The sequence below is a fragment of the Clostridium sp. UBA5119 genome (assembly GCF_002414285.1).
In the GTDB taxonomy this organism is placed as follows: domain Bacteria; phylum Bacillota; class Clostridia; order Clostridiales; family Clostridiaceae; genus Clostridium_J; species Clostridium_J sulfidigenes.
Map to the genome: position 1 here is coordinate 363 of NZ_DHYX01000044.1, position 13018 is coordinate 13380.

Here is a 13018-nt window from a genome sequence, read left to right on the forward strand (position 1 = left end):
AAACTACTAAAAACATAAGCCCAGATAAAAAGTTGCTTTTCTTTTTATTTCCCTTTTTAGTTATTTCTTTTTTTTCATTAATCATTAAAAACCTCCATTTTATTCACATTTAATATCAATACAAGTTTGTATTCATATTAAATTATATATTATCTTGTCTATATATACTATAGTTTATATATATAACATATAGTACATATGTTGCTTTTAAAGTGTATTATACACTTTTAGTAAATAGCTCTGTTGAAAATTTAAAATAATAATTTATATGTAATTTAGGCATAATTCTTTATTATTTTTATATAAATATATTAGATGTGTATGTGGAGGTTATTTATGGTTAAAAAAACTAAACTCCTACTACTCCTATGTATATTAATTGTTATAGTGCTACTCAACAAATGTTCAACCACTGATGGCAACTACAAAACTAGTAAATCTAAGGAATACTCTTCAAAGAGCTCTATAGAAATGACTTACAAAAGCTTTAAGGGTTATAAATACAAAATTCTTAAGTTAGACATGGATGACCAGTTAACTCTTAATATAAAGGTTGAAAATGAAGGTGGAAACTTGGCTATATTACTAATTGATGAGGATGACCACACATTATATAAAATCGAAAACATAGATAATTCTTTAATTCAAACTATAGTCATACCTCATGATGGAAAATACAAAATACAGGTTGAAGGAGATCATAGCGGGAGTTTTAAAATAAGTTGGGATGTAGATTAGACTTCACATTCCGACTTTTTTTATTTTATTTAATTTAAACTATTCTACAACAATATAATATTTAAGAGGTATTCTCTTAAATATTATATTGAAATTAGAATTATAAACTTTACTATTCTAATGAAAATACCTTAATCTATATCCATTCATAGCAGTATCACCTAGCTTTTCTACTAACTTATAATTAGCTACAGCTCCTACTGCTCCTCCTATAACTGGTACAAGCTGAAAAAACTTAGCTAAATCTATATAATCCCTATACTCCTGTTGAAAGATCCTCCAATCAAAGTTCTCTTTATCCAAAGGCAACTTATCTGAATATGATTTCCAATTATTTAATATGTGAAATACTTCTATTCTTCTTTTATCACTGCAGAAAGCAATTTGAAATATGTAAAGAAGGTGTAATCTTTCTCTATAATCTTTTGTGTCATAACCGTATATACTAGCAATCTCATATAGAAGCTTAATTTTTATACTTAACAAAATAGGAAAATCAGCTAACCCTATAAAAAACCCACCAAATCCTGTGCTAGCTCCACTTACTGTTGCTATCTTTCTATATAATTGAATCTTTTCCTTTACTAACATTTCTCTCTCTATTATAGGCATATATGTTATAGGTTCCAATGTAGTATATTCAGACCCTAAAATAACTACTTTAACCATATTCTTTATAACTTCTGTAACCATAACATGAAATTTTTCCGGAATAAATCCGTTCATTTTATCTTGTATATTCTTAGAAAGCTTATTCCCAATAGTGGGTTTCCTCATCATTTCTCTTTTCCACTCCATTAGCTCTCCATATATTATATCTTCGTACATATCCATCTCATCACCTTATTTCTTAAATATATACTTTATTTTATCACAATTCATATATTTTTAACCAATTGTAAAAGAGCAGATTACTCTGCTCTTATTTACGCTTTCTTTGGTTAGCACAACAATCTACTATGCTATCTACTAAGTTCTGTGACATACATAAAATTGTACACATTAACTGACGATTTGAGCACATCATGTAATTTAGCATTTGACTATTAATACATCTATAGTATTGAGAGTTTGTATATACATTTTGACAATAAAGAAGTATTAATATTAATATTAATAGTCTATCTTCCTTTCTTTGACATCTAACTTCCTTCGCATCAACAACTCCACCTACTCCACCGTCAGTGGAATCACAATCACAATCGCACTCATAATTGCAATCATATTTACAATCATAGTTGCAATCATCATTGCAATCACATTTATCCTTACAATTATAGTTATCTTTACAATTGCTCATTTAATAACTCCATAATTCTTGCTATATTTTATGTTATGTATGATGCTTCAAATAAGTCACACTATATTACATAAAAATAAATTTTATTTTATTGACCACGAACAAATGTTCTGTTATAATTCTTGTATAAGGTATTTATTTTATTGTAGAAGGTGATTTTCAATGGAGATTAGTGAAAAGCTTAGAATATTAAGTGGGGCAGCAAAATATGATGTATCATGCTCCTCATCAGGTTCTAATCGTCGAGGAATCAAAGGTGCTTTAGGTTCTTCTGCTCCTAGTGGTATATGTCATTCCTTTACTCCAGATGGAAGATGTATATCTCTTTTTAAAATTTTATTAACTAATTACTGCATATACGACTGTGCCTATTGCATTAATAGGCGAACTAATGATGTAGAAAGAGCTGCCTTTACCGTAGATGAAGTGATAAACTTAACTATGAACTTTTATAGAAGAAACTATATTGAAGGATTATTTTTAAGCTCAGCAGTAATTAAAAATCCTAATTACACTATGGAACTATTAACATCAGTTGTAAAAAAGCTAAGAAATAATTTTAACTTTCGTGGATATATTCATCTTAAAGCTATTCCAGGAGCTGATGAAGATCTAATAAAAGAAGCTGGCCAATATGTAGATAGAATGAGCGTTAATATTGAGCTTCCTTCTAATAATTCCCTAAAACTTCTAGCCCCTGAAAAAAATAAACAGGATATATTTACTCCTATGAAATCCATAAAAAACAATATAATTATAAGTAATGGAGAGAGAAAGTTATCTAAAAAAGCTACTTTATTTGTACCTGGTGGTCAAAGCACTCAATTAATTGTGGGCGCAACCAAAGAAGATGATTTAGACATTTTAAATCTTACAGAAAATCTCTATAATAACTTCTTACTAAAAAGAGTCTATTATTCAGCCTACATTCCAGTAAATAATGGTAAGAATTTACCCAATTTTAAAACCCCGCCTACCCTTAGAGAACATAGACTTTATCAAGGAGATTGGTTACTACGGGTATATGGTTTTAAAGCTGAAGAACTTCTTAATAAACAAAATCCAAATTTTGATATAAATTTTGATCCTAAAACTAATTGGGCTCTAAATAATCTTCATATTTTTCCTTTAGAAATTAATACAGCTTCCTATGAACTATTAATTCGGATACCTGGTATAGGTATTAGAGGTGCTAAAAAGATAATTAGTGCTCGAAGAATTGGTTTTCTTACTTTTCAGGATTTAAAAAAATTAGGAGTTGTTTTAAAACGAGCTCAATACTTTATAGTATGTAAAGGTAAGTATTACGGTTCTGTGGCCTTAGATGAAGAAAAAGTAAGATCTGTGCTAAAACCTAAAATTGACTTAAACTATATTGAAAATGAAAGGTATGAACAATTAAGCTTTCTTGACTTTAACTATAATAACAGTTCTATACCAATTTTAGATAATCAATATAATAAACTTCTATTATCTTCATCCTCCCAAGATGATATAAACCCCTTAGATAAAACTTTACTTCTAGAGGATAGAGGTTCCTATATAACTGGAGAACTATAAATATAATAAAGTTATAGGTGGTGTTACAACATGAAAGAATTTTTATACGATGGTTCCTTTGAGGGACTTTTAACTACAATTTTCTATGCCTATAGTTATAAAGAGGATGTGAAAATTACCATTTCTTCCTCATATGTTCCTAGCTTAATCACAACAACAGAAGAAATAACTACTGAAGAAGACAAATTTAATAGAGTATATTCTAGTATAAAAGATAACCTTAGTTACTTAACACTTAAAAATGTATACTATTTGTATTTAAGTGCTCTCCCCTCCTCTGAGGATTTAATATTTAAATACATTAAACTATGTTACAAATTTGGAGATAGCATTAATTTAGCTAAAAATAATGACATTATCTTAACTGTAGATAAATATTGCAGAAGAGTTTCTTTAGAAGCCCATAGATTTACTGGATTTGTTAGATTTAAAGAAATAGCTCCCTTTACCTTTTACTCAGTTATAGAGCCTGATCATAATATTCTTCCCCTTATTCAGACTCATTTTATAGAAAGATTTTCTGACCAAAATTTTATAATTCATGATATAAAGAGAGAGCTTGCTTTAATATATAATAAAAAAGACGGTATTATCTCATCTTTTTCTAAAGCTAATGGTGAATATCTAGAAGCGTCCTCTCTCAATGATAATTTTGAAAGCCTTTGGAAAGAATTCTACAATTCTATAAATATAAAGGAACGAGAAAATCTTAAATTAACACGTAGAAGTATGCCTATCAGATATTGGAATCACTTACCTGAATTAAAATAAGGTCATATACAAAGTTTCCCCTTTGTATATGACCTTATTTCTATGCAATAGGAACTCTACCTTCCATTACTTTATCTTTTCTAAAAATTTGTATTCTCCTTGAGCATGTACTTGTTCAAGTAAATCATTATATAAGTCTTTTAATTCTTCAGGAGTAGTCATACCTATTTTATCTATTTCATTGGTATGCTCCTTAAAATATAACTTTGTGCTTATATATTTACCATGAATACTATCTAATACATAAAGTATATTTTTATCATCTAATTCTATTTTCATATTGTCACCCAGTATAGATAAATTTATATAAATTTTCTATACCATTTCCTTTCTATAAATTACTAATTAAAATCTACTTTATTTAAGTTTATACTGTAATCTACTAATAATGTATATTCTATATAAATACTATTTTTCCTTCAATTTAATTTAAAGTATTAACACTTATAGTATTTTATTCTTTCACCCAATATTTTTTACAATCATTAGATCTGCTTAAAAATCCATATTCAATTAATGCTCTTCTTACAGTGGTGTAGTCTTCATATATCCTAGCCAATATTCTATTTATTTCTTTCTCTGGATAAGTTTTTCCTATAGTAAAATTTTTTGTTATTTGCTCTAAAACTATAATCTTTTTCTTTTCCTTAGATGGATATCTTTTCAAACTACCATCTTCATTAATATAATTTTGTATAACTTGAAGCTTTTCTTCAGTAGTTATATTAAATCTATCATCTAAGGTAGTAGCAGTCTTATGAGCATCACAAATAATTCCCTCTTCTAATTTGTTTATCTTCTTATTAGTACTTTCATTTAATAATTCCATCATTGCTAAATATAGCTTTGCCTGCTTTTCTTTTTCTCTTAACTTATATCGATGATTTCTTATAGTAGAAGTTGCAACTCCTAATCTACTGGCTATTTCTTTATCTGATATACCTTCTGCAAAAAGCTTTAATACTTCCCTCTGTACATCTGTGATTCCAGTAAAAATCCCATTCATATTTAGTAGATATTCCAACATGGAATTATGGGCATTCTGAATGTGAAGCTGTGCTGCTTTCCATGATTCATAAAATTCTTCATCTATTCTATATACTTTTCCATTCTGGAATGTTCTACCACAAATTAAACATTTAATAGTATCTCCTTCTTGAATATATCCCATTTTAAGCTCTTCCACGGTTGAATTCCAGAATATTTCATTAGATTTTACTTCTATTACTCTATTATTTTCAATACCTTTATTTTCTGTATCAACACTCTTTATATTACTTTTTTTTACATCTGTTTTATTATTCATGGGTTTCCTCACTATTTCTCCAATATTCTGATCCATCCTTTTTTCTACATAAAAATTTATAATCTATTAAACTCCTGCGTAGCAAGAAATAATCTTCAAAAGTATGCCATTTTTTAATAATATCATTAACTTCCTTCTCACTATATAAATAGTCATACTTAAACTTAGTAGCTAAATACTTTAGAATCTCAATCTTTACTTCTTTCTTCTTTGGCCATATTTTTATTCTACCTTCATCATCAATAAATCTATCCATATTTTCCACTATAATACCCCCTTGATCAAACATTATTCAATTATTCTATAATACAACTATATAATACATTTAAGATTTTGTCTATGTATTTATAGATATATTATAATTTTGTTTGAATTTACACTTTCATATTATAGATTTAATAAACTATTATTAGGATTTATTGAAAAATAAACAGGCAGTTATACTAACTACCTGTTTATATAATACTTTATAAATATATACCTTATTCTACTACTATGTCTTAATTTAATTTTGAATAATTTTTCCCTTTTCTCTAAATTCTTTAAAAGTAATAACCTCATCAATAAGTAAAATTATTAATAAAATCGTAGAACAAATTGGCCATATTGGATAAATTATTTCATATGCTTGATTTATTACTACCTGTAAATACTTTACTCCAATAAAGCTTAATAAAGTCCAAGCTATAGAGAACTCTAAACATATTATTCCCTTAAAATTATACTTAACATCAGTATAGTCCCAATATTTTTTGTTAAAATGATTTCTCATTATTATTCCGGTTACATACTCCACAATAGTTGGAATTATAAAACATAATGGTATTAAATAATAAACATTAATTTTAAAAGTAGATTCTATTACTACTAAAATGCTCATAGCTATGGCATACATAGGTTTAAATGGTCCACTTAGAAACCCATCCTTTTGAAAGTGACCTCTAATACAATAGCAAAACAAATTCTCAATTATCCACCCTACAAATCCATAGAAAAAGAAATTAAATGTAAAATATAATAAAAAACTTACAATATCCATAAATACTCCTCCTTCGGTAGTATTTTTACCTACATTTATGAATTTATTCTAAGTTTTTCTACATTATTGTTAAATTTTTTCTTAATAATCTTTCATTTAAAAAACATATTATTAGTTAGTACTGATAATATATTTTCNNAAAAGAGGTTCTTAAGAACCTCTCTTATCTTTAATATTATTATACTTAAATCTATTTTTTAAATATATCTAATAAGCTTTTAAAGAAACCTTTTTCCTCTTTAACTTCTTCTTTTACTACGCCCTTCTCTTCATCTTCTTTATTATCTGCCTCTGCTTTAACTTCCTCTGTTCTCATAATAAATTTAACTTTTCCATTCATAGAATTATTCATACCTGAAAAAGCACCATATTCCTTAGAAAGTTTTACAAGCTCATCCTTGGCTTCAACTACCCCCTGGATATCCTTTATAGCAGTATTACCTTTTTCATTAAGCTTATCTAAGCCTTCTTCTTTTAATTTTACAACACCCTTATAAAGTTCTGTATTGCCTTCTTTTAATTGATTTATACCTTTTAATAATTTCCCTGAATTATCATATAGTTCATTACTTCCATTTAATAATGATGAACCTCCAGCTCTTAACTTATTAGTACCATTTACTAAAGAACCAATTCCTTGAGATAGTGATGTACTTCCATTATACAACTCTTCTGAAGCTCCATTAAGTTTTACTGAACTTTCCTTTAAAGTGTTAGTACCTTGTAATAAAAGTTCCCCTTTATTTTTAAACTCATTTGAACCCTTAGATAATTCATTTAATCCTTCTTCAAGGTCACCTGCACCAATAGAAGCACCTTTCATTCCTTGTTGTAGTTTTCCTATGCCATCCTTTTGTCCCTGAGATACAGCTTTAATTCCACCACTTGCCTTTGCAATATTATTTGCTAATTCAGGATTAACCTTTGCAACTGAATCACCCATTGCATCTAATTGAGCTGCTATAGTATCTAAATTTGCTGTAGAATTATTGAGATTTGTTAAACCTTCATTACCTGAATCTAATCCTTCTTTTAGCTTTGTTGAACCAGTTAAACATGAATTTATCCCTTTATCTATGGAATTATACGCTGTAAATAATTTAGAAGCATTGTCTTCATAAGTTTCTATTCCTTTAGAAAATTGTCCTTGAGCATCCTTTAATTGTGAAAGTCCATTTTGTAGCTTATCAGCTCCAGATTTTAAAGTAGGAGTATTATTAGATAAGCTGTCTATTCCATTACTTAAATCATCAACTCCATTTTTTAAAGTTCCTACTCCATCATTAAATTTAGCATAGTTGGAACTTAACTGCTCTTGACCATCTACTAGCTTTTTAGAACCTTCTAACAATTCATCCCCACCATTTTGAAGTTGAACAAGGGAATCTTTCAAGCTATCTAAACTATCATCATCACTAATATTTTCTAAATCTAGTGCTTCTGTAGTTGCAACCATCATAATAGCTGGTACACTAAAGTTTGTAGTTGTTCCTTCTATTACTAAAGTATCTTTAATATCTAATATACTTCCTAAATTTAAAGACTCTTTTAATCCTGGTGCAGAAACAAAGGTAATTGAGGAATTATTGCCATCTTGAATAAGCTTACCATTATCCACCTTTACGTCATTAAATTTATCATTAGATAACATAATTTCTGAAACTGTGACAAAAGGAACATACAAAGTTCTATTTTCTCCATTGATTTTAACTGTTCGTGATTCATTATTTTTTACTGTTAAAGTTATTTTAAAATTACCTGATTGTCCTAAAGCTTCCTTAGGCTCTACTTTTTTTCCATTAATCTCATAGTTTAGACTAACTGATAAAGGTAATTCTCTCTTACTTTCTCCTTCATAATAAAGATCTTTTCCATCTACCTTCCAAGTTAGTTCCTCTCCACTTATAGTTGGAGTTTCTTCACCCTTAACATTTTTTATATTATCTAAATTACACTTGTCCTTAAATTCTCCTAGATTTTCTTCACCATTTATCCAAGTCGATACTATCTTTTGTTCTGGTTTTCCATTACTATCTAAAATTACATATACCGTTTCATCCTTATTTATTTCTTGCGCCATTGCCACTGTAGAAGTCATCATAGCTGCTACTGTAGCTAATACTATAACCCTCTTTGATAATGCTTTTCTTCTCATTTTTATGCAGCCTCCTCACCTTTTTTTATAAAATTTTTACTTGTTTTTATTATAACTTTGTCACTAATTAACAGAATTCCTGGTAATACAAATAAGATTACAAACATACTAATTATTGCTCCTCTAGCCATTAATGTACATAGAGAACTTACCATTTCCAGTTTAGATATAATGCCAACTCCAGCTGTAGCCCCAAAGAATGTCAAAGCGCTAGTAATAATTGATCTAGCCGAGCTTTGAACAGCTATTCTCATAGCATCCATTTTGTTTGATGAAATCTCAAGTTCTTCTTTAAATCTAGAGGTTAATAATATAGCATAATCCACTGTAGCACCTAATTGTATTGTTCCTATCACTATTGAAGCTATGAAAGGAATTACACTTCCTGTATAGAAAGGAATACCTAAATTTATAAATATAGCAAGCTCAATAGCAATAACCAAAATTATCGGCAAACTTAATGACATAAATACTAGTGCTATAATTATAAATATAGCTACTATAGATGCTATACTAACATTTTTAAAATCTATATCCGAAATTTTGATTAAGTCATTAGTCAACGGAGCTTCTCCACTTACTAATCCATCAGAATCATATTTTTTTACTATGTCATTTATTTTTACAAGTTGTTCCTTTACCTCATCTGTTGCTGCTTTATATTCTGAGTTTACTACAAAAAGCTCATAACCTCCTGATCTTATCTTTTCTAATAAATCTTTTGGTACAAAACTCTCAGGTACCCTTGGTCCTAATATTTTCTCTAGGGCAATTACTGAGGATACTCCCTCTACCTGTTCTAGTTCATCAGCCATAGCTTTAACTTTATAGTTATCTAAGGTATCTTTAATCAAAATCATGTTTGTAGATGTCATTCCATAGTCGTTCTTCAACTTATTAGTGCCTACTATTGATGGTAAATCCTTTGGAAGAGACTCATCTAAATTGTAATATACTTTAGCATTAATCTTACCTATAAACGCAGGGATAAATACTAAAATTCCTATTATCACAAAAGCTTTATGGTGCTTTACCACAAATTCAGAAGTCTTCTCAAAGGTTGGTAGTAAAGTTTTATGTTTATATTTATGAATAACTCTATCAAATGTAAGAATTAAAGCAGGTAAAATAGTTACTGTACATATAACTCCAAGAAGTACTCCTTTAGCCATAACCAGTCCTATATCTTTACCAAGAGCTAAATCCATTGTACAAAGAGCTAAAAATCCAGCTATTGTAGTTAACGAGCTTCCTGCTACAGAAGTCATTGTATTTGCTATAGCATTTGCCATAGCTATTACTTTGTCCTTTTGAACTTCTCTTTCTTCATCATATCTGTGAAGTAAGAAAATTGAGTAATCCATAGTTACTCCAAGTTGCAATATTGCTGATAGAGCTTTAGTTATATAGGATATCTCTCCAAAAATAATATTACTTCCCATATTATAAATTACTGCAATTCCTATACTCCCTAAGAATATAACTGGTATTACCACTGAATCCATAGTCAGTGCTAGAACTATTAAAGATAATACTACTGCTATTAATACATAAAATGGAGTTTCCTTATCTGATAAGTCCTTAGTATCTTTAACTATTCCAGCCATCCCACTTAGAAAGCTTTGTTCTCCAGCAACCTTTCTTATATCTTCTACAGCATTTTGTGTAATAATATTAGCACTACCTTCCTCTAACATTATTACCATCATAGTTGAACCCTTAGCATAAAATACATCTTGTATGCTACTAGGAAGTATATCCTTAGGAATTGGTGAATCTAAAACATCATTTATCCACAATACCTTTTGTACTCCTTGAATTTTTTCCACCTTTTCCTTTATTTTTACTACATCCTTATCTTCCATACCTTCTACTATCAGCATACTAAGTGATCCACAATCAAAATCTCTTTTTAGAATCTCTTCTGCCCTTACAGTTTCTAAATCATCTGGTAAGTAGCTTAGTATATCGTAATTGATTTTAGTCTTAATAAACCCTAATACAGATGGAATAAGTAATAAAAATGCTAAAACTAAAATTATAACTCTACTCTCAGCTATCTTCTTAGATATATTTGTCATAGTTCATGTCCATCTCCCTTTCCTTAATATCTCTCAATTTTATACCGACCAGTCAGTTTCATCAATTGTCACTTGCCTTAAATTTCTTGGATTTTTCACACTTTAAAACGTTTTCATAGCATATTATCTTAATTTATCTTCACTTTTCATAGCATCATCTATTTTAAAAGTAATATTTTTACAATAATGAATCTCTAATCCTATATTCCTTCAATAAAAATTAACTTTACTCTTTATCCCCATTGATAATCGTCATTCTGATTTCATTGAAATTTTCTGAAAATTGAACCTTTGTTTCATATATGTAGATATCTTCATTAAAAGGAAAAAGTACATTAACAAAATATTTACTTGTTAATATTTTGTAACAACAGATACTTACTTTTAAAATCTATTTCATTTGTAAAATAAAAATAGCAAGAATTAATTTCTTGCTATTTGCATACACTACATTGCTAAATCTATAAGAGAAGATTTAATTATTGGCATACCTTTTTCATTTTTCCCTTCTAATACCCCATAAATCCTAACTACATCTCCGTCTGATATTTTTAAACTTTTAAAATTAAGTTTTCCTAATTCCCATGTAACTACATAAGACTTGGCCTCTTCTCCTTCATCTTGTGTGATTATGAAATTAGCTTTGTCCATATTATCTCCTAAAGAATCTATTGAAGATACAACTCCTACTGCAAATACTTTTTCTCCTTTTAATTCTTCACTTTCTACTTGTGAACTTTGAACTTGTATGGCAGTATCTCTTATATCTATGTTTACATTATTATCTTNNTTCTACTGGCTCCTCAATTTGAGTTTCATTGCTTTCATCTTTGTTAGAGTTTTTAATAGACTTATTGCATCCTACCATGGAAGTAACGGCAATACCTAAACACATTATAATCAACAATACTTTTTTCATTTTTTCATCTCCTATATTCTCTCTATAAACTATATATATCAATGCGAACCTGAAAATAATACATTATTTACAAAGATAAATTATTTTTATCTATATTCTTCATAAAGTATCCCATATCTATAGGAATCATTCCATATAGGTTCTCCATCTAGAGTTCTCTTGAAAAACATATCTTGAAGCATATGTACCTCTCTTCTCATGTATAATCTCTCCAAAAGCTTCTATGAAGATTCATTCTTTACATTTACCCTTGCCACTATTCTATGAGCTTTCTTCTCCTCAAACCCATATTTTAATATTCTCCCACAAGCTTCTGTGGCATATCTTTGTTCATAAAATTTAGGATTAAAAACATAACCTAACTCCCACCGCTTGATTAACATATTTTTGTATATTTTTGTATATTTCCTATTATTCTCATAATCGATTTTATACTAAATTTAAAATAAATAAAAATAAGGCTAGTAAGACTTTCATTAGTCTACTGCCCTTAATTTCACTATTGTAAATTATATGAATTTATTTTATAATTAAAACATTTTTAGTTTAGCTAATTTAAAAATTCATCTTGAAAATATGATAGTAGCACTTTTAGAATCACTAAGCAATTCCTAATGCTACATTTACCATTTTATTTGTTCTTGTAGATGCTGCTATTATCTTTTCATAAAGTTCATTATCATTATATCCTTGATTTAAATATTTATTTTCATAATACTCAAAAGGTAGATTAGAATTATTAATACTTAATTTTTCTGCCAACATTCTATCTGCCATTAGCTTTCTAGCTTGTGCTCTATACTTATTTCTTAAAAAGTGAGCTTGCTTTGCTTGTTCTTTTATTGATAATGATTTATCTATTTCATTAATAATATTTTTATCACGTTTATTATACCATATTCTTACTTCTAAATTGTCTAATTTCCCTATTAATTTCTTGTATCTATTAAAATTATTTGCTGTTCTTACCTCTTTAACCTTTCTTACATATTTCATTTTTCTTTCTTAATCATTATATCATATTTGTTAAAATCTATCAAATTGTATCTTTTATATACCCCTTTAATCACATCACCTATAATCTTAATTCCTCCAAACCCGCATGAATAAAACAACTATTTAAATATTTAAATAGTTTCCTATATAAAT

Annotated in this window: 14 protein-coding genes; 3 read left to right on the forward strand and 11 right to left on the reverse strand. The window is 28.2% G+C overall.

Annotated elements, in window-relative coordinates; genetic code table 11:
* Positions 1-336: 336 nt before the first annotated feature.
* Positions 337-738, forward strand: coding sequence for a hypothetical protein (locus B2671_RS06350; RefSeq protein ID WP_346869650.1), 402 nt, complete (start codon positions 337-339; stop codon positions 736-738).
* Between the two features lie 117 nt (positions 739-855).
* On the opposite strand, the gene B2671_RS06355 is transcribed toward B2671_RS06350, so the two are convergent.
* Together B2671_RS06355 and B2671_RS06360 are read right to left on the reverse strand one after the other, a co-directional pair.
* Positions 856-1572 (reverse strand): EcsC family protein, encoded by a 717-nt coding sequence (locus B2671_RS06355; RefSeq protein ID WP_346869651.1) that lies wholly within the window; start codon positions 1570-1572, stop codon positions 856-858.
* 88 nt (positions 1573-1660) lie between these two features.
* The gene (locus B2671_RS06360; RefSeq protein WP_346869652.1) at positions 1661-2038 is read right to left on the reverse strand and encodes a hypothetical protein; all 378 of its coding nucleotides are present in this window, start codon (positions 2036-2038) and stop codon (positions 1661-1663) included.
* Between the two features lie 162 nt (positions 2039-2200).
* Between B2671_RS06360 and B2671_RS06365 the strand changes: the two genes are divergently transcribed.
* Positions 2201-3598, forward strand: coding sequence for a putative DNA modification/repair radical SAM protein (locus B2671_RS06365; RefSeq protein ID WP_346869653.1), 1398 nt, complete (start codon positions 2201-2203; stop codon positions 3596-3598).
* A gap of 30 nt (positions 3599-3628) precedes the next feature.
* Positions 3629-4369 carry a TIGR03915 family putative DNA repair protein gene (locus B2671_RS06370; protein WP_346869654.1) on the forward strand — a complete coding sequence of 247 codons (741 nt, stop codon included), beginning with the start codon at positions 3629-3631 and terminating at the stop codon, positions 4367-4369.
* 66 nt (positions 4370-4435) lie between these two features.
* Here the strand turns inward: B2671_RS06370 and B2671_RS06375 are convergent, their stop codons facing one another.
* From B2671_RS06375 to B2671_RS06410, 9 genes are all read right to left on the reverse strand, one after another.
* Positions 4436-4648, reverse strand: coding sequence for a hypothetical protein (locus tag B2671_RS06375; RefSeq protein WP_346869655.1), 213 nt, complete (start codon positions 4646-4648; stop codon positions 4436-4438).
* A 175-nt stretch (positions 4649-4823) separates the two neighbouring features.
* Positions 4824-5594, reverse strand: a complete 771-nt coding sequence (locus B2671_RS06380; protein ID WP_346869661.1) for a DUF2087 domain-containing protein — start codon at positions 5592-5594, stop codon at positions 4824-4826.
* A 73-nt stretch (positions 5595-5667) separates the two neighbouring features.
* Positions 5668-5931, reverse strand: a complete 264-nt coding sequence (locus tag B2671_RS06385) for a DUF2087 domain-containing protein (RefSeq protein WP_346869662.1) — start codon at positions 5929-5931, stop codon at positions 5668-5670.
* A 249-nt stretch (positions 5932-6180) separates the two neighbouring features.
* A complete protein-coding gene (locus tag B2671_RS06390) occupies positions 6181-6714 on the reverse strand; it encodes a putative ABC transporter permease (RefSeq protein WP_346869656.1) in 534 nt (177 codons plus the stop codon).
* A 190-nt stretch (positions 6715-6904) separates the two neighbouring features.
* Positions 6905-8869 (reverse strand): hypothetical protein, encoded by a 1965-nt coding sequence (locus B2671_RS06395; protein WP_346869657.1) that lies wholly within the window; start codon positions 8867-8869, stop codon positions 6905-6907.
* Between the two features lie 2 nt (positions 8870-8871).
* The gene (locus B2671_RS06400; RefSeq protein WP_346869658.1) at positions 8872-10950 is read right to left on the reverse strand and encodes an efflux RND transporter permease subunit; all 2079 of its coding nucleotides are present in this window, start codon (positions 10948-10950) and stop codon (positions 8872-8874) included.
* A 447-nt stretch (positions 10951-11397) separates the two neighbouring features.
* Positions 11398-11601 carry a hypothetical protein gene (locus B2671_RS06405; RefSeq protein ID WP_346869659.1) on the reverse strand — a complete coding sequence of 68 codons (204 nt, stop codon included), beginning with the start codon at positions 11599-11601 and terminating at the stop codon, positions 11398-11400.
* Positions 11602-12090: 489 nt separating this feature from the next.
* Positions 12091-12252 carry a GNAT family N-acetyltransferase gene (locus B2671_RS17575; protein WP_414632620.1) on the reverse strand — a complete coding sequence of 54 codons (162 nt, stop codon included), beginning with the start codon at positions 12250-12252 and terminating at the stop codon, positions 12091-12093.
* A 217-nt stretch (positions 12253-12469) separates the two neighbouring features.
* Positions 12470-12865 (reverse strand): hypothetical protein, encoded by a 396-nt coding sequence (locus tag B2671_RS06410; RefSeq protein ID WP_346869660.1) that lies wholly within the window; start codon positions 12863-12865, stop codon positions 12470-12472.
* Positions 12866-13018 lie beyond the last annotated feature (153 nt).